Origin of the sequence: Streptomyces sp. NPDC086023 (genome assembly GCF_044540325.1) — a bacterium.
GTDB lineage: Bacteria > Actinomycetota > Actinomycetes > Streptomycetales > Streptomycetaceae > Streptomyces.
The window spans coordinates 458,323-479,816 of the sequence record NZ_JBITRX010000003.1; the positions used below are offsets into that span (position 1 = coordinate 458,323).

A 21,494-nucleotide genomic window follows, 5' to 3' on the forward strand; every position below is an offset into this window, starting at 1 on the left:
GGGCTCCTCGCCGTTTCCCCACACAAAATCCGGCCACCTCCGCCCGCTTCCAGCCCTTCGCTCCCATCCTCGCTTCCCCATCACCGCGACGGCGCTACACATGAAGGCAGGGTGGCCCGCCGCCGTCTGCCGGTGAGGCCGATCGTTGGGGGAGGTCTGGACGGTTGCTGACCATCAACGTGGCCGTGCTGCTTGCGATCATCGTCTTCTTCCGGCTGCGGCGCCGTACGCAAGCTCGCAGCCGGAACGAGGAGCGCACCACGGCGCTGATCATCCTGGCGCTGGGCGTGCTGCTCGCTCCTACCCCGGTCGGCCAGGGAATCCAGGATGTCCTGACGCAGTTGGCGAGCGGCGTCACGCAGGCCAGTCGATGAGCCCGGGAGCCCGGAAGGGACGGCCCCGGGCGCGGCGGCGTACCCGCAGGGCGAGCCGGCGGCAGCGCGCGAACGAGCGTCTGACCGGCCTCCTGGCGGCTGTGGTCATGTCCATCGCCGTCGTGGTGACCGTCGTCAACTGGCTGCTGGCGCACTGGTGGATCCTGCTCGCCGCCGGCCTCCTCGTCCTGTCGGCCGCCGCGGGCCGACTCCACCAATTGAAGCAGAGGGCGCGGTGGGAGGCGGTACGCGCGCAGGGCCTGCGATACGCGCTGTCCCAGCTGGACAGCCTGCACCACACCCGGTTCGAGGACGCGGTACGGGACCTGATGCGCCGGGACGGCTGCCAGGACGCGGTGCGCGTCGGGGGCCGCGGAGACCTCGGCGCGGACGTGAAGGCCACCGACCCGTACGGACGGCGCTGGGTGATCCAGTGCAAACACCGTGGCAACGGTCTTGCCGGGTCTGCGGTCGGCACTCCCGATCTGCAAGTCCTCAACGGCACCGCTCGCCAAGTCCACGGCGCCGACGTCGCGGTGATCGTGACCAACGGCCGGGTCACCGCGCCGGCCCAGGCCTTCGCCGAGCAGCAGCGTCTCCATGTGGTGGACCGCCACACCCTCGCAGCGTGGGCATCCGGCTCACGCCCTCTCTGGGAGCTGCTCCGGGCCGTCCCGCCACCCCGGAGACCGACCACCCTGTCCTGAACAGGGCTACGTGCAGCCGGGCGGGTCACCCGGCGGCCGCGACCTCGCCGGCGGTGACCTGGGGAGGGTTCGGGAGCAAGGACGCGATGTTGTCCCGTACGAACTCAGCCGCGCGCCTGACCGACTCCTCGGCCCCGGCCCGGTCCTCGTAGACGCTGGTGGACACCATCACGCCACCCCCGGCGTCGATGAAGTAGTAGGCCACGAACCCGGTGACCTGGCGCAGCACGGGAACGAAGCCCTCCGCCACCCGGCGCCCCGTCTCCGCCGGATCGGTCACCCCTTCATACCGCCGAACCACTGCGTACACGGCTGCTCTCCTCACCCATCCCGAGGTCACGTTGCGTCAGACGACAACCTCCCCACGCACCGCCCCGCTCGCGGTACGACCGGAAGGCACCCGATAGGTGCAGCGGGACCGGCGGCACCTGGTACCCGGGAACGGGAAGCGGGCTGCGGGCCAGAGGGTGCAGTCAGGACGGAGCGCCGAGCGCCCGCATCGCCTCCGTCCACGGATCCGCGTCCTCGCAGCACGCGCGGAACGAGGTCGTCATGCCGCCACCCTGGCGCGGGCCGGTGGCCGAGCAGACGGCGGCCCCCGTCTCACGCCGGTCTCCCCGTCCCGGTCGCACCGCCGGGACCGGGGGTTTTCCCCCGCAACAGCCCTGCGGCGCACCGGATGTCGGGGCGCGCGGCGCATCCGTAGCGTTCCGGGCATGACGACCACGACCCGCACTCCACACACCCGGAAGGCATGGCTCCGGCGCGGTGCCGCTGCCGTGGCCCTCGCGGCCGTACTCGGCGGCACCGCCGCACCGGCAGCACTGGCCGCCGCGCCCCCGGCCGCGCCCGCCACCCACGCGCCCGCGCCCGCCCGGGGCACCCTGACCGGCATCACGCGGCTCGACACCCTCGGCCGCGCCCAGGTCGTCGACGCACTCGGCACCCTCGGCATCGACCCCGGCACCGTCCGGTACGGCGTCACCGCCCACCGCCTCACCTACGCCACGGTCGACCCGTACGGCCGCCCCACCACCGCCACCGGCCTGCTGGTCCTGCCCCGCGGCGGCCCGCACCGCCTCGACCTGGTCTCCGACACCCACGGCACCGTCGCGCACCGCGACGACGCCCCCTCCGGCGGCGCCGGCTCCAACCGCCTCCTCCCGTACCTGCACGCCTCCGCGGGCCGCGCCGTCGCCGCCCCGGACTACCTGGGCCTCGGCGGCGGGCCGGGCCGCCACCCGTACATGGACACCGCCTCCGCCGTCACCGCCTCCGCCGACATGCTGCGCGCCGCCCGCACCGCCGCCGCCCGGCTCGGCCGGCCCCTCACCCGCGACGTGTACGTGACCGGCTTCTCCCAGGGCGGCCAGGTGGCGATGGCCCTGGGCCGCGAACTCCAGCACGGCGGGCACGGCCTCCGCCTGCGCGCGCTGGCCCCGATGGCCGGCCCCCACGATCTCCTCGGCTCCGAGATCCCCGGCATCGCCGACGGGCGGGTGGCACCCCGCAGCGCCGTCTACTACCTCTCCTACTTCCTGACCGCGCAGAACCGGCTGCACCCGCTGTACGAGGACCCCGCCGAGGTGTTCCGCGCGCCCTACGCCCGGTCGGTGGAGGGCCTGTTCGACGGGAGCCACCAGGACGCCGAGATCGTGAACACCCTGCCCGGCACCCTGAGGGAGCTCCTGACCCCGGAGTGGGCCGAGAACGTCCTCGCCCCGCGCGGAGCCCTCCGCACCGCCCTCGCCGCGAACGACGGCGGCTGCGCCTGGCGGCCCACCGCACCCGTACGCCTCTACGCGGGCGCCGCCGACACCGACGTACCCATCGCCAACTCCCGCGCCTGCGCCGCCGACCTGGCCCGGCACGGGGCCCGGGCACGGGTCGTCGACCAGGGCCCGCACGTGGACCACTTCGGCAGCGCGATCCGCTCGGCTCCCCAGGTGGTCCGCTGGTTCGACACCCTCGCCCACCGCTAGCCCGCAGGGGCGCGCCGTGAAGGGGCCCCCACCATGTGTGGGGGGCCGCTTCGGGTACTTCTAGCGGGCCAGCGGCCCGACGGGGCCGTTGTGGCCAGCCGTGCCGAGGGATCCCCGCCGCACGCGCTGCCAGGCGGTGATGCCGGCGGACGTGCCGGCCCTCTTGACCTTCAGGACGTACAGGATGCCCGTCGACCGGTCGGATTCGGTGGTCGCGACGGGAGCGGCGAGGGCGAGTTCGGCCGTGCCGTCGCCGTCCACGTCCAGCAGGGCACCGCTGACGAGCTGGTCACCGTCGGTGTCCTGGGTGGCCTCCCAGGTGAAGTGGCCGGCGGTGGCGGGGCCGCGGGTGGACCCGAACATCAGCCCCGCGTACCCGGGGACCCGGTGGTCGTCGCTGCCGTCGTTGATCCGGCGGGAGATTGCGAGCAGGTCGTCGGTGCCGTTGGCGTCCACGTCGCCGACCGCCAGATCGTCACCGAACAAGGCACCGTGCACCCGCGGCCGTCCCACGCCGGCGGCGGTGAGCACGGTCGTCGCCGTCGCGGGAAGGCCCTCCTTGCCCCCGCGCACCACGGCCACCGCCCCCTCGCCGCACTTCCCGCCGTTCGCCTGCCGTCCGGAGACGGCCAGGTCCGCGTACGTGCCGCCGTACAGCCGGCCCGTGACGGCCGTGTTGGAGAAGGAGGACACGCCGCCGGTGATACCCCCGAGAGCGAGCTTCGCGGCGGTCAGGTACTGCACGCCACTGCTCGTGAGCGGGCCGCTCGTACCGCCGCGCAGCACCGTCACCGAACCCGAGGGCCTGGAGCGCTGGGTGGTCCCGGCCGGGCCGGCGCAGATGAACTCGGGCGTGCCGGCGGGCGGGCCGTCGTTCGGGGCGACGACGACCAGCTCGTCCGCCCGGCCGCCGGCCAGGTTGCCGGCGGCGAGCCGCAGGCCGAAGCGGGCCATGGGGTCCGCCGTGCCGGGGATGCCCCGGGTGTCCTGGGTGAGGAGCTTCGCGCCGGTGGCGGTGAGACCGCCCGTGCCGCCGCGCAGGATCGTCACGGACCCGGCGTCGGCCTTGCTGCCGAGGTCTTCCCGTGGGGTGCCGACGGCGAGGTCGGCGTACCCGTCGCCGTCGAAGTCACCGGCCGCGAGGGCGTCGGCGAACCGGTCGGAGCGCTCGGCGACGCCCGGGACGCCGGGGGTGTTCTGGGTGAAGAGCCTCGCCCGCGCGTAGTACGGGGTGCCTGCCCTGCCGTACAGGACGGTCACGGCGCCCGCCGAGGTGACGCCGCCGACGCTCGCCTCGGGGGCGCCGACGGCCAGGTCGGTGCGGCCGTCGCGGTTGAAGTCGCCGTACGCGAGGACCGTGCCGAACTCCTCGAAGGCGGCGGGGTCGTTCCCGAGCGGGATGCCGGGGTCGTTCTGGTTCACGGCGACCGCTCCGCGGCCGAGCCGGCCGACCGTCCCACCGGGGACGAGCTGGACCTCCTGGCCGCCCCCGTACCAGCCGCCGTAGACGGCGAGGTCCGCCTTCCCGTCGCCGGTCAGGTCCCCGCGGGTCGGCGCCGCGGCGGCCTCGGCCGGGGCGGGAGCGGCGGCCCGCGCAGCGCCCGGCCCGCCCACCCCCAGCCCGCCCGCAAGGGCTCCGGCCGCGGCGACCGCGACGATCCCGACCCTGAACTTCGCCATGCCCATGATCATGCCCATGCGGCGCACGCTACCTGTCGCCGCCTGCCGCGCGCCCGGGTCCTCGTCCGTGGGGAGGCACACGTTTGAGCGATCGGATTTCCGTGCAGGCGGGCCGCCGGAGGAGCGGAGGTGCGGGGAGGCGCGAGCGGGGGTCAGCCGGTGTCGAGGCCGTCGACCAGGCGGTTGAGGAAGCGGGTGAAGGTGGCTTCGGGAGTCACGGGGCGGCCGGGGGCGGCGAGCGCCTCGGCGAGTTCCGGGTGGCGTCCGTCCGCGGCGACGGCAGCGAGGTAGCGCGCCTCCAGCGCGGCCTGGCCGGGGGACTGCGCCGCTGCCGCCTGCGCGATCTCGTGGCCGACGTGCCCGGCCACGAAGCCCGTGAGCTGGGCGAAGACCTCCAGCTTCGCCGCACCGTCCAGCCCCGTGGGCCGCAGGGCGGCGAGTACGTGCTCCAGGAAGGCCAGGGCGTTCGGCCCGGGGACGCGGGGCGTGGCCAGGGCTGCCGGCAGCCAGCGGTGTCGCAGCATCAGGGCCCGCTGGAGGTGGGCGACGGCCTTGAGGTCGGCCCGCCAGTCGCCGGTGAGCGTGCCGCTGGCCGGCAGTTCGCCGCTGACGTGGTCGACCATCAGGTTCAGCAGCGCCTCCTTGTCGGGGGCGTAGCTGTAGAGCGACATGACGCCGGCTCCCACCTGCGCGGCGACCTTCCGCATGCTGACCGCTTCGAGCCCCTCCGCGTCCGCGAGGTCGACGGCCGCCGCCGTGATCGCCTCGCGGCTGAAGGCGGGCCTGCGGCCCCTGCGGGGCTCGGCGGGCCTCAGCCACAGCTGCTGGGGATCGACGCCCGGGGCGCCGGCGCCTCCGTCACCCGCCATGGTCCACGTTCCTTCCCTGATCGGCCGCTCGTACGCTGCCCAGTCAAGCATCCCCTATTCTCGTACACTGTACGGAAATGATGGAAGGGGAACGAGGAACGATGACGTCACGCACGCACGGTCTGCCCAAGCCGGCCTGGACACCACCCGCCGGGAAACCGCCCCTCGCCGCCCGGCTGATGAGGGCGACCTGGCGCCGCCTCCCGGCCAAGCGGCACGACGTGGGCTGGGAGCCCGGCCTGGAGGTCCCGGCCGCCGACGGCAGCCCGCTGATCACCGACCACTACTTCCCGCGCACCGCGGGCGACTTCCCCACCCTCCTGGTCCGCTCGCCCTACGGCAGGGGAGCGCCGTGGGCCCCCATGTACGGCCTGCTCTTCGCCGAACAGGGCTTCCACGTGGTCCTGCAGAGCTGCCGCGGCACCGGCGGTTCCGGCGGCGCGTTCGACCTGTGGCGCAACGAGCCGGCCGACGGCCGGGCCACGGTGTCCTGGTTGCGCGACCAGCCGTGGTTCAACGGAACGCTCGGCACCGTCGGCCCCAGCTACCTGGGCTACGTGCAGTGGGCCCTCGCCGCGGACCCGCCGCCCGAGCTGAAGGCCATGGTGGTGCAGGTGGGCCTGCACGATCCCCACGCCCTCTTCCACGCGGGCGGCGTTCCGCGCCTGGAGACCGCCCTCGCCGTCGCCGTCGGCATGACCTACCAGCACCAGGGCATGAGACCGTTCCTGACGGCGACCCTGCGCCTGCACCGCCGCCTGCGTGACGTCATCGGCGCGCGCCCGCTCCGCGGCGCGTACACCTCGGCACTCGGTGCCGAAGTGCCCTGGCTGGACGACGTGCTGACGCACCCGGACGGCACGGACACGTACTGGAGCGGCGCGTCCCTGGCCGGCGTGGCCGAACGCCTCCGCGTCCCCACGAGCCTGAGCACCGGCCGGTACGACGTACTGGCCGACCAGACCTTCGAACAGTACGAGCGGCTGCGCCGGGCGGGATGCGAGAGGGCCCTGCTCGTCGGCCCCTGGACCCACACCTCCGCCCTTCAGCAGGGATGGCCCGAGGTGTTCGCCGAAAGCCTCGCCTGGCTCCGCGCCCACCTGTACGGGGACCCCGCCGGCCTGCGCCCCGCCCGGGTGCGCGTCCACACCGGTGGCCAGGACGCCTGGCGGAACCTCGACGACTGGCCGCCGACCGCGGCCGTAAGCCCCTGGTATCCCACCGCGCAGGGACACCTCACCCCGCAGGCCCCCACCGACCCCGCACCACTGGCGGCCTTCACCTACGACCCGGGCGACCCCACCCCGTCCCTGGGCGGCCCCCTGCTCTCCCGCACCGCCGGTCCGCGCGACAACGGACCGCTGGAGGCCCGGGACGACGTACTGACGTTCACCGGACCGCCGTTGACGGAGCCGGTCGACGTCCTCGGCCCCGTCTCCGCGCGGCTCACCGTGTCCACCGACACCGGGCACGCCGACGTCTTCACCCGCCTGTGCGACGTGGATCCGCACGGCCGCTCCGTCAACGTCTGCGACGGACTGGCCCGGCTGCGGACGGACGGGCAGCACCCCTCGCAGACCACCGTGCCGATGAGCGCCACCGGTCACCGCTTCGCCGTCGGGCACCGCATGCGCTGGCAGATCAGCGGAGGCGCCCATCCGCGCTACGCACGCAACCCCGGCAACGGGCAGCCGCCACTGGACGCCACCACCCTCACACCGGTGCGCATCACCCTCCATGCGGACTCGGTGCTGCTGCTGTCCGGGCCCCCCGGCCCCGGACACAGCCGCGCCGCAACCGCATGACGGCCGGTCAGCGGCTCCCTGACCAGGCTGCGTTGTCAGTGGCGGACGATACGTTCGAGGTCTTGGAAGCGCTGTTGTACGACAGGAGTGGACGATGACCGAGAGCACTGTGCCGCCCGCGCTCAGGGTGGTGCTGACGGACGTCAACGAGCGTGTGGTGGAGGCGTGGCGCGCCGCGTTCGCCGACACCCCCGGCATCGAGATCCGCAAGGGCTCGATCCTCGACGAGGACGTCGACGCCTGGGTCACCCCCACGAACTCCCGGGGACGGATGGACGGCGGGGTCGACGCCGTCATCAAGCGGCACCTGGGATCCGGCATCCAGGTGCGCGTCCAGCGGGCGATCCGCGACCGGTTCGCCGGCCCCATGCCGGTCGGCAGCGCGGTCTGCGTCCCGTCCGGCGCGACCGTCCCCCGCTACCTGATATCGACGCCGACGATGGTGCGCTCCTCGCAGAACGTCAGCGCCACGCTGAACGTGGCGCTGGCGTGCGCGGCCGCGTTCCAGGCCGTCCACCGGCAGAACCGCAAGAAGCCCGGCAGCATCCGGTCGGTGGCGCTGGTCGGCCTGGGGGCGCAGACCGGCCAGGTGCCCGCCCGGGTGTGTGCCAACCTCATGTGGACGGGCTACACCCTCTTCCACGACCACTGGTTCGAGGACGACGACGAGCTCCGCGCCACGATCGTCTCGCAGCTCCACGGGATCGAGAGCGCGCCCGTCGACCAGCGGGTACGCATCGTCCCGCCGGCGGCCGCCCCGCCCGCCGCCCCCGCTCCGGCGCCGGGGGCCCTGGCCCCCGCCCCGGTACCCGAAGCCCCTGCGCCGGTGGCCGATGCTGCCGCTCCCTCTCCCACCCATCCTCCCCAGCCCCAGCCCCAGCCCCAGCCCGAGTCCGAGTCCGAGTCCGAGCCCCAGCCCGGGGCCGAGCCCGAGACCGGGCCCGACGCGAACGACCCCCTCGCCCTCACCGAACTCTTCGACGGCGGCGGGGAGGCCTGGCTCCCGCTGCTGAAGCCGGTCATCGAGGCCCAGCCGGACGCCGAGCGGTTCATCGGGAAGGGCCGCAGCCACGAGGTGGTCCCGGTCCGCGAGCTGACGTTCCAGGCGCTCAAGCCGAATCCGCCGCACAAGTGGAAGGTCGTGGTCTTCGGCCAGAACCCGTACCCGCGGCCGGAGAGCGCCACCGGCATCGCCATGTTCGACAACACCTTCAGCGACTGGAAGGACAGCCAGTTCGGCCGGGTCGTCAGCATCCGGTGCCTCATCAAGGCGGCGGCGATGTGGAAGTACGGCATCGCCAAGAAGACCCCCATCGCCGAGGTGCGGGCGCTGCTGAAGGAGCGGGACACGGTCCAGCCGCCGGAGTGGTTCCAGGCGATGCTGACGCAGGGCGTGCTCCTGCTCAACGCGTCGCTCACCGCGAGCGGCGACGGCGCGATGGGTGCCGACCAGCACACGGCGTTCTGGCGGCCGGTCGCCGAGCGGATCGTGGAGGAGATCCTGAAGGCGAAGCAGGACGCTCCCGAGGAGGACCGCGGGGTCGTGTTCGCCTGGTGGGGTGCGCACGCCCGCAGCCTGAAGCGGGTCGTCCTGCGGCTCCAGCAGAAGTACCCGGACGTCGAGGTCCGGCACCTCGACCACGCGAACCCGGCGGCACAGGGCGACATCTTCTGCGAGGGCGACCACTTCGCCCAGGTCAACGACGCGCTGACCTCGCTCGGCGCCGGCGGCATCGACTGGCTGCCGAGCAAGGGGTGGAACACCACGGCGGCCGGCGCGGGCGGCCAGGCCGGGGACGTCGCGGCGCGCATGGGCGCCTTCATCGAGTCGACGATGAACCTGCACCAGCTCTATCTGGAGCGCCTCACCAGCGTCAAGGACGAGGGCCTGGTCCTGCCCGCGATCACCGGCGTCTTCGACACCCCGCTGATGGACTTCCAGGGCGCCGTCGCCCCGGTCTCCGAGGCGCTGGCCGGGCTCGCCGGACACATCCGGCGCTCCCACGACTTCGGCAAGCACCGCGCGGACCTGGCGGCCGGCGGCGGCCTGTCCGCAGACGCGATCGCCGCGCTCCACCTCTACACCTGTGAGTCGGCCTTCTACCGCGAGATCAACAGCGTCCTGCGCTCCCCGGACCGCACCAAGGTCACGCCCTACCTCCCGTACCTGCGACTGCTGTTCTCGGCGGTCTCGGAGCTGCCGGCCTACACGCAGCCGCTGTTCCGCGGCGTGTCGCTGGACCTGCGGGCGCAGTACCCGGTGGGCCGCACGGTCACCTGGTGGGGCGTCTCCTCGTGCACCTCCGAGCTGAAGGTGGCCAAGGGGTTCCTGGGCAGTCGCGGCAAGCGGACCCTCTTCGAGGTGACACCGGCCCGAGCGGTCGGGATCAAGAGCTTCTCCGCCTTCACCGGCGAGGAGGAGTACATCCTCACGCCGGGCACCCAGCTCAAGGTGACGGAGGTGAGGAACGAATCCCGCGGGCTGTGCACGGTCCGCCTGAGCGAAGTCACGGACGCGCCCCCCGTGGTGTCCTGACCGTGGTCCGCTCCAGTCCCTCCCGCCCTCTGCGGGCGGGCGGGCCCGGAGCCCTCCGGGCCGGTCCTATACCGTCGCCCACTCGATGCAGACCCACTCGCCGTGGCGCCATCCACGCTTCACACAACCGCCGGTGGAGGAGTCGGGCTCGGGGGAGTCGCTGCGTGCGACGAACTCGGTGACGATGCTCTCGCCCTCGATACGGGACCGCCCGTGCCGGCGCGTGAAGTCGATGCCGAGCTTGCGTTCGAGCGCCAGATTCGCGAGGGCGTATTTGTCCGCCATCTCCGGATGCTGCTCGAACGCATACCGGATCTTGTCCAGGAACGCGCGGTCGGCCTCGGGCAGGGCGTCGGGACGAGTGGTCATGCTGTCTCCTGGAGGTACGTGGGAACGGCAGGGCGTGGGCACCACGCCTTCCCTCAGGAGAGCCCGGCAGGCCGGGCGCCGCAATCGTTCCGCAGCCATTCAGATCCACCCGCGGGACATCGCCGGCATGGCCGTCGCGGCCTTCGCGGAACACCTGTGAAGGTCCATTGGTCCAGACCTATTGACCGCCCCTCCTGCCCGCTCCTACGATCCGGACCGGCACGGCCCCACACGTCCCCACGCATCCAGAGCCGCGCGTCGCCCCCACCCCGGCCCTGTCATGGCCATGGCGTTCGGCAGGAAGGGAGCACCCCATGTTCCGTCGAAGGTCGCAGCCGACGCACCGGCCGCCGGGCGACACCGCCCCCCTGGTGCCGCCCCACCACTCCGCGAACGGTTCGAGGGCCCTACGGCGTTCGCTCGCCGCGATGAGCGCCGTCGCCCTCGTCGCCGCGGCCATGGCCGTGGCCGGATCCGTCTCGGCCGGAGCCGCGACCGCGGAGGACGTGGCCGGCAACCTCGTGGCGAACCCCGGGTTCGAGAGCGGCCTGACCGGCTGGACGTGTTCGGGCGACTCGGGCGCGGCCGTCAACTCCCCGGTCCGATCCGGCACTTCCGCTCTCAAGGCCACGCCCACCGGCCAGGACAACGCCCGCTGCAGCCAGACGGTCAGCGTGCAGCCCAACTCCGCCTACACGCTGAGCGCCTACGTCCAGGGCAGTTACGTCCACCTCGGCGCGACCGGGACCGGCCTCACCGGCACCACGTCCGCCTGGACGCCGAACAACGCGTCGTACGGCCCGCTCACCGTCGGCTTCACCACCGGACCGAGCACCACGTCGGTCACCGTCTACCTGCACGGCTGGTACGGGCAGCCGGCGTACCACGCGGACGACGTCTCGCTCGCGGGCCCCGGAGGCACCACGCCGCCCCCCACGAGCCCGCCGCCGCCCACCACCGCGCCGCCGACGACCCCGCCGCCCACCACCCAGCCCCCCACCACTCAACCCCCGACGACCGCGCCACCCGGTGAGACCTGCCCGACCAAGCCCAAGCCGTCGGGCAAGGTCCTCCAGGGCTACTGGGAGAACTGGGACGGCGCCGCGAACGGCGTCCACCCCGGCATGGGCTGGATCCCCATCACGGACGGCCGCATCGCCGCCCACGGCTACAACGTCATCAACGCCGCCTTCCCGGTGATCCTCTCCGACGGCACCGTCCTCTGGCAGGACGGCATGGACACCGGCGTCAAGGTCGCGACCCCCGCCGAGATGTGCCAGGCCAAGGCGGCCGGAGCGACGATCCTCATGTCGATCGGCGGCGCCACCGCAGGCATCGACCTCAGCTCCAGCACGGTCGCCGACCGTTTCGTGGCCACCGTCGTCCCGATCCTCAGGAAGTACAACTTCGACGGGATCGACATCGACATCGAGACCGGCCTGTCCGGCAGCGGCAACATCAACACGCTCTCCGCCTCCCAGGCCAACCTGATCCGCATCATCGACGGTGTACTGGCCCAGATGCCGGCGGGCTTCGGCCTGACCATGGCGCCCGAGACCGCGTACGTCACCGGCGGAAGCGTCACCTACGGGTCGATCTGGGGGTCGTACCTGCCGATCATCAAGAAGTACGCCGACAACGGCCGGCTGTGGTGGCTGAACATGCAGTACTACAACGGCAGCATGTACGGCTGCTCCGGCGACTCGTACCAGGCCGGCACCGTGCAGGGCTTCACCGCGCAGACCACCTGCCTGAACAACGGCCTGGTCGTCCAGGGCACCACCATCAAGGTCCCGTACGACAAGCAGGTCCCCGGCCTGCCGGCCCAACCCGGCGCGGGCGGGGGCCACATGGGGCCGAGTCTGGTCGGCCAGTCCTGGAACGCCTTCGGCGGCTCCCTCAAGGGCCTGATGACCTGGTCCGTCAACTGGGACGGCTCCAAGGGCTGGGGCTTCGGCGACAACGTCAAGTCCCTCCAGGGCCGCTGACCCCACCCACCCCCGTCGTGCCCCCGGAGCCGCTCACCGGCCCGGGGGCACAGCGCCCCCCGGCGGCCCGAAGCCCGGACGATCAGCCGCCGTGCGGCGGCCGCCACTCCTGCCGGCCGCCCGCCCGGTCCGGATCCCGCCGGGCCGGCACCCCCGAGCCCCACGGAGGGTGCACACGCCACGGATCCCGTACCATTCGATCACTTCGCGGGGGAAGGCGAGTGCTCACCGGTACATGGGGAGACGTGTCGGCGTCGGCGGTCGTTCCCTCGCCACAACCGTCGCACGATGCATGGGGGGATCCCACGCTCTACTACTACGCGGGTACCGGCAGGAAGGACACGCCCTTCAAGGCACGTGTCTTCGTCAGCACCGGCTGGAACTCCTACAGCAAGCTGATCGCCGCCGACAACCACGCCGGCAGGAAGGCGGACCTGTGGGCCGTCACGCCCGACGGCGTCCTGTACGTCCACCCCGGCAAGGGCGGCGGCCGGTTCGGGACTCCGCTCCGCTTCGGCGGCCCGACAAGCGTCACGCCTCCCTGGACCGACTCCGATCTCTTCGTCAACTCGGGGGTCACCCCCGTGTACGGCAAGCACGGCATCGTCGCGGTCGAAGCCTCCGGCACGGTCCGGGAGTACACCAACCTGACCAACGGGCACTTCGCCGCCACCCGCCGCACCCTCGACGCGAAGGTGCAGGCCGGGCAGCGGCTGATCAGCGCGGCGGCCCTGACCGACGACAACCGGGCGGAGCACTACACCTGGAACGGCTCCGCGCTTACGCACCTGACCACGGGCAAGACCGTCAAGGGCTCCTTCAGCGGCACCGATCTCGTCCTCGGCCCCGGTGACCTGAACGGGGACGGCAAGGGCGACCTGCTCAGCCGGGACGCGCACGGCACCCTGTGGCTGCGCGGCGGAACCGGAAGCACGACCACCTTCGACGGGCCGGTCGAGGTCAGCGCGGGCTGGGGCGCGTACCAGCAGATCCTCGGTGCCGGAGACATCTCCGGCGACGGCCGTGCCGACGTCGTGGCCACCGGCGCCGACGGGCGGCTGTACATCTTCCGCGGCACCGGCCGGGCCGACGCTCCCTTCGCGCCGCGCGAACTGATCGGTGGCGGGTGGAACGCGTACGACACGCTGGCCGCTCCCGGCGACCTCAACGGCGACGGCCGGGCCGACCTCGTCGCCCGCGACGCCGGCGGCACCCTGTGGTTCTACCGGGCCAGTGGCTACGACACCACCCGGACGCTGGACGCCCGTACCGTTCTCGGCAAGGGCTGGGGAGCGTTCAAGCAGCTGAGCTGACGCCACGGGCGCGGCGGGAGGGGGACGGCCACCGGCCGGCCCCCTCCCGGCAGCCCCGGGACCCGTTCCGACCCGTCCCGCCGCCCCCAACCTGTCCGGTCCCGATCCGTCCTGATCCGCCCCGTTCCGCGCCGGCGCCCGACGCGAATGCGGCACGCCGCGTCCGGGCCCACGCTGGAAGGATGAGCACCCAGAGCCATCGGACGGCGCGCGAGGGCATCGCGAGGCTCCTGGAGAGCCCTGTCGTGGGCATGGCCCCGTGGATCATCTTCGGCGTCCTCTCCGGCCCCGGCCGCTTCGAGCTCGCGGTGGGCATCGCCCTGGCCGTCACCGTCCTCCTGGTCGTGGCCGGCCGCTGGTCCCACCCCGGCAGCTCCTGGAAGCTGCTGGAGCTGGCCGACCTGATCTTCTTCACCGGGCTCGCGATCATCGGGGTCCTGGCGGACGACGGCACCCTGCGGTGGCTGGAGACGTACTCCGGCGAGATCTCCAACCTCGCCCTCGTGGCCATCGCCTTCGGCTCCATGGCCCTGCGCCGGCCGTTCACCCTCGCCTACGCCCGTGAACAGACGGACCCCTCGGTCTGGGACACCCCGCAGTTCCTGCGGGCCAACCAGGTCATCACGGGAGTGTGGGGCCTCGCCTTCCTGGTCGGAGCCCTGTCGGGCGGCTACGGCGACCTGGTCCTGCACGAGCCGGACAACCTCTGGACCGGCTGGGTCATACCGATCCTCGCCCTGATCGGGGCCGTGCGCTTCACCCTCTGGTACCCCGAGACCCTCCGGGCCCGTGCCCGGAAGGCGGCCGGTGAGCCGGGCCCGGAGCCGCCGGGCCTGAACGCCATGCTGGCCCCCCTGGCCGGCCTGCTGGTACCCGTCGGGGTCCTCGTCCTGATCGTCGAGGACGGGCCGTGGTGGCTGGGCGTCGCCCTCATCGCGGCGGGAGTCCTCTCCGGCAGGGCGCTACGGGCGGACGCCTGACCGCAACCGGCCTGGCATCAGGGCGTCCGGCGTCCGTGTGCCTCGCGCCTCGCGTCCAGACGAACCGCCCCGCCCCGCCCGGCGAAGCCGCGCCAGCATCTGGTAGGAAACTTTCCTATCAGATAGCATCCCCGGCGGCGGCTTGGCGCGGCGCCCCTCCCCGGTACGCCCGGGGAAGCAGGGGCGTGACGCGCTCAGCGAGAGCTCTGACCCGGCCGCCGTGCACGCGTACGCCCCGAGGCGCCCGCCGCCACGGGGCCGGCCCGCGCTGCCCGCACCGGTGCCCCAGCTCTCACCCTTCCCAGGCAAAGGGAGTCACAGGTATGCCACCGCACGCCTCCGCCCCATCACGCCGCACCACCACCCTGTCCCTGCTGCTCGCCGCCGTCCTCCTCGTCACCGGCGTCCTCGTCCTCGCGTCCACCGGCCGTGCCGAGGCCGCCGACCCGCTCCTCTCCCGAGGCAGGCCGGCCGCCTCCTCCTCCGACGAGGCCTCGGAGTTCACCCCCGCCAACGCCTTCGACGGCGATCCCGCCACCCGCTGGGCCAGCGCCGAGGGCTCCGACCCCCAGTGGCTCCGCGTCGACCTCGGCACCACCGCCACCGTCTCCCGCGTCCGCCTCAAGTGGGAGGCCGCCTACGGCAAGGCGTACCGCATCGAGATCTCCGCCGACGGCTCCGCCTGGACCACGCTCGCCACCGAGTCCGCCGGCAACGGGGGCACGGACGACTGGACCGCCCTGAACGCCAAGGGGCGCTACGTACGCGTCTTCGGCACCGCCCGCGGCACCTCGTACGGCTACTCCCTCTACGAGGCCGAGGTCTACGGGACGCCCGGCGACACCACGCCGCCCGGCACCGGCGCCTTCACCGTCGTCGCCGCCGGAGACATCGCCGCCCAGTGCACGGCCTCCAGCAGTTCCTGCGCCCACCCCCGGACGGCCGCGCAGGCCCAGCGCATCAACCCGAAGTTCTACCTGACGATGGGCGACAACCAGTACGACGACGCCCGCCTGTCCGACTACCGCAACTACTACGACAAGACCTGGGGCGCCTTCAAGGCCAGGACGCGGCCCGTCCCCGGCAACCACGAGACGTACGACCCGGCCGGAGCGTACGCCGGCTACAAGTCGTACTTCGGAGCGATCGCCTACCCCCAGGGCAAGCCCTACTACAGCTTCGACGAGGGCAACTGGCACTTCCTCGCCCTCGACTCCAACTCCTTCGACGACCCCGCCCAGATCCAGTGGCTCAAGAACGACCTCGCCCGCACCACCAAGGGCTGCGTCGCCGCCTACTTCCACCACCCGCTCTACTCCTCCGGCGGCCACGGCAACGACCCCGTCTCCAAGCCCGTCTGGCAGATCCTCTACGCCGCCAAGGCCGACCTCGTCCTCAACGGCCACGACCACCACTACGAGCGCTTCGCCCCGCAGGACCCCTCCGGCCGGGCCACCGCCGACGGCATCGTCGAGATCGTCGCCGGCACGGGCGGCGCCGAGCCGTACCCCATCGAGAACGTCCAGCCCCACAGCCAGAGGCGGATCAGCGGCCCCTACGGGGTGCTGAGGCTGGACCTCACCGACACGACCTACACCTGGCAGTACGTCGGCACCGACGGCCAGGTCAAGGACACCGGCCCGACCCGCGCCTGCCACTGATGTACCTCGCGACCACCGGTCGCCGGGACGCGTCGCCCGCCCCCTCCGGGGCGCGGCGGCGGGTCTCCGCCACCGTCCTCGCCCTGGGCGCGGTCAGCCTCGTCACCGACGTCTCGTCCGAGATGGTCACCGCGGTGCTGCCCCTCTACCTGGTCGTCGGCCTCGGCCTCACCCCTCTCCAGTTCGGCTTCCTCGACGGCCTGTTCACCGGCGCCACCGCGCTCGTCCGGCTCGCCGGCGGCCACGCGGCCGACCGCGGCGGCCACCACAAGGCGGTCGCCGGGGCCGGCTACGCGCTCTCCGCCTGCTCCCGGCTCGGGCTGCTGCTCGCCGGCGGCGCGACCGGCGGCATCGCCGCGGCCCTCGCCGCCGACCGCCTCGGCAAGGGCATCCGCACCGCCCCGCGCGACGCCCTGATCACCCTCGACAGCCCGCCCGACGGCCTCGGCCGCGCCTTCGGCGTGCACCGCGCCATGGACACCACCGGCGCCCTCCTCGGCCCCCTTGCCGCGTTCGCGCTCCTGTGGGCCACCGCCGACGCGTACGACGCCGTCTTCGTCGTCAGCTTCTGCACCGGGCTGCTCGGTGTGCTGCTCCTCGTGGTCCTGGTCCCCGGCGGACGGCGACAACCGGTCGGCGGCGCGCACCGGTTGCGCGACCTGGCCGCGCCGCTCCGGCTGCCCGGTGTACGCCGGATCGCGCTCGGCGCCGCGCTCCTCGGCGGCGCCACCGTCGGCGACGCCTTCCTCTACCTGCTGCTCCAGCAGCGGACCGAACTGGCCGCCACCTGGTTCCCGTTCCTGCCGCTCGGCGCCTCGGCGGTCTACCTCCTGCTCGCCGTACCGGCCGGCCGGCTCGCCGACCGCGTCGGGCGCCGCGCCCCCTTCCTGTACGGACACGGTGCCCTGCTCCTGGCCCTCGGCCTGCTCCTGGCGCCGCTGCCCGCAGCCCTGCTCCTGGTGGGCGTCCCGCTCGCGATCGGGGTCTTCTACGCCGCCACCGACGGCGTCCTGATGGCCCTCACCGGTCCGCTCCTGCCGCCCGGAAGCCGGGCCGGCGGGCTCGCACTCGTCCAGACCGCCCAGGCCCTCGCCAAGGTCGGCGCCGCAGCCGGTTTCGGAGCCGCCTGGACGCTGTGGGGGCCGACCCCCGCGCTCCTGATCACCCTCACCGGACTCGCGGCGGCGATGTGCGTCGCGAGCCGCCTGCTCCCGCCCGACCGCCGGCCCGCGTCCCCGCCGTCCCCGCCGCACTCCCCGAAGGGGTCCTCCCGTTGACCACCGAGCCCGCCCCGAACCGCCGCCGCCTGTGGGCACTGCTCCTCGGCGTCCTGCTCCTCGCCGGCGGAGCCACCGCCTACACGGTGCGCGCCGCCGGCGCCCGCCCCGACCCGGGCACCGCGACCCCGGACACCGGCTTCATGCTGGACACGGGCACCCCGGGCGCCCTCTGGTTCCGCGACACCGCCACCGGACGCGTCGCCCGCCAGGACCCCGGCGCCCCCGGCGGCCGCATGCCGCTCGGCCCCCGCTGCGACCGCTTCCACGCCGCCGGCGGCACCGCGCTGTGCCTGCAACTGCGCCCCGGCGTGCCTGCCCGTACGTACGTCCTCGTCCTGGACCGGCGCCTGCGCGAGGTGCGCAGGATGAGCCTGCCCGGGATCCCCAACCGCGCCCGCGTCTCGGCCTCCGGCAAGGTCCTGGCCTGGACCACCTTCGCGAGCGGCGACTCGTACGCCACCTCCGCGTTCTCCACCCGTACCTCGATCCTCGACCTGCGCACCGGCTACCTGGTCAAGAACATGGAGCAGATCCCGCTCACCCTCGACGGGCGCCGCCACCACGCCCCGGACGTCAACTACTGGGGCGTCACCTTCGCCGCCGACGACAACCGCTTCTACGCCACCGTCGCCACCCGGGGCCGCACCCACCTGGTCGAGGGCGACCTGAAGAAGTGGGCGGCGCGCACCCTCAAGGAGAACGTCGAGTGCCCCTCGCTCTCCCCGGACGGCACCCGCATCGCCTACAAGAAGAAGGTCTCCACCGACCCCCGCGCGCCCTGGCGCCTGCACGTCCTCGACCTCGCCACCCTCCGCGACCACCCCCTCGCCGAACCCCGCTCCGTCGACGACCAGGCGGCCTGGGCCACCCCCGACTCCGTCGCGTACGCACACGACGGCGCGGTCTGGGCCGTCCCCGCGGACGGCACGGGCGCACCCGACCGCCTCGCGGCGGGCGCGTCCTCACCCGCGGTGCCGAAGTGAGGCCGGTAGCGCCGCGTCAGCGCGTGATCAGGGGCAGGCGGCCGGAGCCGGGCAGCCCCCGGGCGCGCAGCGCCGCCGCCTGCGCCGCCGCCCAGCGGGGCCAGGCCGCGTCCGTGGGCCGCCCGGGGGAGACCGGTGCCGGACCCGGGCCGGACCTCCTGCCCCAGCGCTCCAGCACCGCCACCGCCGTGTCCAGGAGGCCGGGGCCCACCGGGGCGCCGTCCAGGGCGAGCTTGGCCACGAGTACGGCCGCCTGCCGGCGCCGCAGCGGACGCCACGACCGCAACTCGGCATCGACCAGGGCGGGTTCGGCCGCGATCAGCCGGGCCGCGCGGAACAGCGCGTACGACTCCCGGTCCCGCTTCATGCAGTCCTCGGCCACCTGGCGGACCGCCCGCTCGTCCGGCGTGCGGTCGCGCACCCAGCGGCAGGCGGCGAAGTAGTCGGCGAACAGGGCGTGGCTGAAGGCGTGGCGGCCGGACCCGCCCGGTTCCGCCGAGGCCAGCAGGCCTGCTCCGTGCAGGTGGGAGCGCACGGAGCCGTTCCAGCCCGCCCCGCCCGGCAGCGGCTCCTTCGAGGGCATCCGCGCGATGAGTTCGTCGAGGGTGGGGCGCGGCCCCGGTGGCGGTTCGGTGAGGACCCCCGCGTACTCCTCCAGAACGGACCGCAGTTCCCGCTCGGGGAACGCGGCGGCGTCGCCTCCGCGCCGGCCCGCGCCCGCCAGCAGGTGCCCGGTGAGCCGCTCGAACAGGGTGAAGCGGCCACCGGTCAGGCCCGCCACGCCGTCCGAGAGGTAGAGCGCACACAGCGCGACGCAGAGCATCGGACGCATCGCCAGCTCCGCGAGGCCCACCTGCTCCAGCCGGTCGAGCAGGGCGGTGACCTCGGCCGGCCCGGCGTCCGCCCCGAAGGCGGCGAGGGCCTTGGCCGCCAGCTCGCGGCGCACCTCGTCCGTCAGTCCGCACAGCCGCATCCCGGCCAGCCCGGCGCCGTCGAGGCTGCGCACCCAGTCGCCGTCGCGGCTGGTGACCACCACCGTGCAGTGCGGGGAATTGGCGAAGGTCAGCACCGCGTTCTCGACCTGCGCACGCCGTCGGGGGTCGACCTCGTCCATGCCGTCCACCAGGACCAGCCACTTGCGGGCCGGGTACGGCGGATTCTCCAGCTCGTCCGGCGCGGGCGTGGCGCTGCCCGCGCGCACGTCCGCGGCGTTCCGGGCCGAGGCCCCGATGAGGCCCTGGTCCACGGCGTACGAGAGCCAGCTGTACGGCGCCCAGGCCGAGTGGGCGATCCGGTCGGCCATCACCGGCGCCGCCGCGTACACCGGTACGTACTCGCAGACGGTGCCGCCCAGCCAGGCCCCCGCGGCGTCGCGGGCCACGGTCCGCAGCAGCGTGGTCTTGCCGGTGCCGGCGTCCCCGACGACATGCGCGCCGCCCAGCAGGGCCGCGGTGTCCAGTGGCCGGCAGCCGCTGCCCGGGCCCTCGGAGCCGTGGCCGGGCTTGGCCCGTACCGGCACCCTGAGGTCCGCGACGAAGGCCGCGGCGCCCGCGGGGCGGCCGCGCAGGGCGGTGTACAGTGCCTCCACGTACGGGTTCTCCCCGGCGGCGTCGTGCAGCAGCCGGAGGTAGTCCCGGCGCCTCGCCCCCGCCGCCTCGCCCCACTCGGCCGTGCGCAGCTGCTCGTCGGAGAGCAGCGCGAGCCAGTCCCGCAGTGGCGGGTAGCCGGCCCATTGTGCTTCGGCGAGCTCGGGGAAGGCCTTCCGGACGGCCTGTACCGGGATCAGCCGGGCCTCGTCGTCGGCCGTGGGGGAGGTGCGCTGCTGGCGGGCCCGCAGGACGCCCACCACGCAGCCCGTCGCTTCGTCGATCACCGGGGACCCGCTCGCCCCGGGCCAGACCTGCGAGCCGGCGACCTTCAGCAGCCGGGCGCCGCCTCTGTGCAGGGACTGGCCCACCACGCGCAGGGCGTAGCTGTCCCCGCGCGCGTAGTCGTGCCCGGGGTGGCCGTACGCGTACAGCCGCACGCCCTCGCGGGGGAGGGCGGGGGAGCGGGAGAGCGCCGGACAGGTCTGCCGCAGCGGGGCGCCCCCGGCCACCCGGATCAGGGCGAGGTCCTCGCCGCTGCCGGGGCCGCCCTCGTGCTCGGGGCGGTCGAACGGCCGGACGTCCATGTCCGCCACGGCGAAGGACAGTTCGTGCGCGCGGCCGTCGAGGTGCCAGGTGCCCTTCACGGTTTCGGCCGGCCGGCCGCCCGGCCGGACCACGTGGGCGCAGGTCAGGACGAGTCCGGGGCCGACGAAGAAGCCCGTGCCCACGGCCTGCGCACCCGTCGCGGAGGTCCTCAGGGCCACCGTCACCCGGGACAGCGCCGATGTGATCCCGGCCCAGGCACCGGGCCCCGGAGGCATCAGCCCTGCCGGCCGGAGCCGCCGCCTCCGGCAGGGCCGTCTCCCGCCGGGCCGCCTTCGGTCGGGCCGCCCCCGGACGGTGCGCCCCCGGATGGTGCGCCCCCGGATGGTGCGCCTTCGGCGAGAGGCGCCGCGGGACCGTCCCCGTCCGCGGCGCCCGGCGCCCCCGCAGCGGTCCAGTCCCACTCCATGGTCACGGTCAGCGAGGCCTCTGCGGTGCCCTTGGTGATCAGCGCCACCAGGCCACCGGCCTCCACGCCCACCTGGCAGCCGAACTCGACCGTCAGGCGGTGGGGCTGGGCGCGGCGCAGTGCGGCCGTGACCCCTTGCGCGAACGTCCCGATCGAGGCGGTGACCTGGTCGAGGTTGAAGCTCAGGAGGCCCACCTCCTCCTCGACCGGCCCGTCGGTCGCCTCACCGGCCGCCGCGGCGGGTCCCCCGGGCAGCGGGCCCACGTCCACGGCCCGCATCAAGAGATGTGTTCCGTCGGGCAGTTGAACAGCCGTCAGTACCTCGTCCGCCGCCATCCCGTTTCCCCCAACCCGCGTACGCAGCCC

The 21,494-nt window shown here is 73.9% G+C and carries 16 protein-coding genes and 2 pseudogenes; 12 read left to right on the top strand and 6 right to left on the bottom strand.

The features are described from left to right. Positions 1-164: 164 nt before the first annotated feature. Together ACIF6F_RS08710 and ACIF6F_RS08715 are read left to right on the top strand one after the other, a co-directional pair. Complete coding sequence (locus ACIF6F_RS08710; protein WP_399943189.1) at positions 165-374, top strand: hypothetical protein; 210 nt, start codon at positions 165-167, stop codon at positions 372-374. Beyond that, the gene (locus tag ACIF6F_RS08715) at positions 371-1,081 is read left to right on the top strand and encodes a restriction endonuclease (protein ID WP_399943190.1); all 711 of its coding nucleotides are present in this window, start codon (positions 371-373) and stop codon (positions 1,079-1,081) included. Before ACIF6F_RS08710 ends, ACIF6F_RS08715 begins: the two co-directional genes overlap by 4 nt. Positions 1,082-1,106: 25 nt before the next feature. On the opposite strand, the gene ACIF6F_RS08720 is transcribed toward ACIF6F_RS08715, so the two are convergent. Beyond that, positions 1,107-1,391: a hypothetical protein gene (locus ACIF6F_RS08720; protein WP_399943193.1), complete on the bottom strand. Its 285-nt coding sequence runs from the start codon at positions 1,389-1,391 to the stop codon at positions 1,107-1,109. A gap of 406 nt (positions 1,392-1,797) precedes the next feature. On the opposite strand from ACIF6F_RS08720, the gene ACIF6F_RS08725 reads away from it, so the two are divergent. Continuing rightward, positions 1,798-3,063: an alpha/beta hydrolase family protein gene (locus ACIF6F_RS08725; protein WP_399943196.1), complete on the top strand. Its 1,266-nt coding sequence runs from the start codon at positions 1,798-1,800 to the stop codon at positions 3,061-3,063. Between the two features lie 60 nt (positions 3,064-3,123). On the opposite strand, the gene ACIF6F_RS08730 is transcribed toward ACIF6F_RS08725, so the two are convergent. Then, on the bottom strand, positions 3,124-4,761 hold the full coding sequence (locus ACIF6F_RS08730; RefSeq protein ID WP_399943197.1) for an FG-GAP repeat protein: 1,638 nt from the start codon (positions 4,759-4,761) through the stop codon (positions 3,124-3,126). A 134-nt stretch (positions 4,762-4,895) separates the two neighbouring features. After that, positions 4,896-5,612 carry a TetR/AcrR family transcriptional regulator gene (locus tag ACIF6F_RS08735; protein WP_399943200.1) on the bottom strand — a complete coding sequence of 239 codons (717 nt, stop codon included), beginning with the start codon at positions 5,610-5,612 and terminating at the stop codon, positions 4,896-4,898. A 101-nt stretch (positions 5,613-5,713) separates the two neighbouring features. Here ACIF6F_RS08735 and ACIF6F_RS08740 point away from each other — a divergent pair, with 101 nt between their 5' ends. Both ACIF6F_RS08740 and ACIF6F_RS08745 read left to right on the top strand, forming a co-directional pair. Next, complete coding sequence (locus ACIF6F_RS08740) at positions 5,714-7,417, top strand: CocE/NonD family hydrolase (protein ID WP_399943202.1); 1,704 nt, start codon at positions 5,714-5,716, stop codon at positions 7,415-7,417. A gap of 94 nt (positions 7,418-7,511) precedes the next feature. Then, complete coding sequence (locus ACIF6F_RS08745) at positions 7,512-9,953, top strand: ADP-ribosyltransferase domain-containing protein (RefSeq protein ID WP_399943204.1); 2,442 nt, start codon at positions 7,512-7,514, stop codon at positions 9,951-9,953. 66 nt (positions 9,954-10,019) lie between these two features. Here ACIF6F_RS08745 and ACIF6F_RS08750 read toward each other — a convergent pair whose 3' ends face one another. Next, entirely contained in the window at positions 10,020-10,322 is a 303-nt protein-coding gene (locus ACIF6F_RS08750; protein WP_399943207.1) for a hypothetical protein, read from the bottom strand. A gap of 458 nt (positions 10,323-10,780) precedes the next feature. On the opposite strand from ACIF6F_RS08750, the pseudogene ACIF6F_RS08755 reads away from it, so the two are divergent. The 7 genes and pseudogenes from ACIF6F_RS08755 to ACIF6F_RS08785 form a co-directional block, all read left to right on the top strand. Beyond that, positions 10,781-11,128, top strand: a pseudogene (locus ACIF6F_RS08755) (carbohydrate binding domain-containing protein); the annotation flags it as partial. A gap of 210 nt (positions 11,129-11,338) precedes the next feature. After that, positions 11,339-12,310: pseudogene (locus tag ACIF6F_RS08760) on the top strand (chitinase); the annotation flags it as partial. A gap of 221 nt (positions 12,311-12,531) precedes the next feature. Beyond that, positions 12,532-13,623 (top strand): FG-GAP repeat domain-containing protein, encoded by a 1,092-nt coding sequence (locus ACIF6F_RS08765; protein WP_399943209.1) that lies wholly within the window; start codon positions 12,532-12,534, stop codon positions 13,621-13,623. 182 nt (positions 13,624-13,805) lie between these two features. Next, positions 13,806-14,603, top strand: a complete 798-nt coding sequence (locus ACIF6F_RS08770; RefSeq protein ID WP_399943211.1) for a hypothetical protein — start codon at positions 13,806-13,808, stop codon at positions 14,601-14,603. Positions 14,604-14,926: 323 nt separating this feature from the next. Then, complete coding sequence (locus ACIF6F_RS08775) at positions 14,927-16,264, top strand: discoidin domain-containing protein (protein WP_399943214.1); 1,338 nt, start codon at positions 14,927-14,929, stop codon at positions 16,262-16,264. After that, positions 16,264-17,541 (top strand): MFS transporter, encoded by a 1,278-nt coding sequence (locus ACIF6F_RS08780; RefSeq protein WP_399943217.1) that lies wholly within the window; start codon positions 16,264-16,266, stop codon positions 17,539-17,541. Before ACIF6F_RS08775 ends, ACIF6F_RS08780 begins: the two co-directional genes overlap by 1 nt. Continuing rightward, on the top strand, positions 17,538-18,527 hold the full coding sequence (locus tag ACIF6F_RS08785) for a hypothetical protein (protein WP_399943220.1): 990 nt from the start codon (positions 17,538-17,540) through the stop codon (positions 18,525-18,527). The genes ACIF6F_RS08780 and ACIF6F_RS08785 overlap by 4 nt, the downstream gene beginning before the upstream one ends. A gap of 16 nt (positions 18,528-18,543) precedes the next feature. On the opposite strand, the gene ACIF6F_RS08790 is transcribed toward ACIF6F_RS08785, so the two are convergent. Continuing rightward, positions 18,544-20,886 (bottom strand): trypsin-like peptidase domain-containing protein, encoded by a 2,343-nt coding sequence (locus ACIF6F_RS08790; protein WP_399943223.1) that lies wholly within the window; start codon positions 20,884-20,886, stop codon positions 18,544-18,546. 50 nt (positions 20,887-20,936) lie between these two features. After that, positions 20,937-21,407 carry a CU044_2847 family protein gene (locus ACIF6F_RS08795; protein ID WP_399943226.1) on the bottom strand — a complete coding sequence of 157 codons (471 nt, stop codon included), beginning with the start codon at positions 21,405-21,407 and terminating at the stop codon, positions 20,937-20,939. Positions 21,408-21,494: the final 87 nt, after the last annotated feature.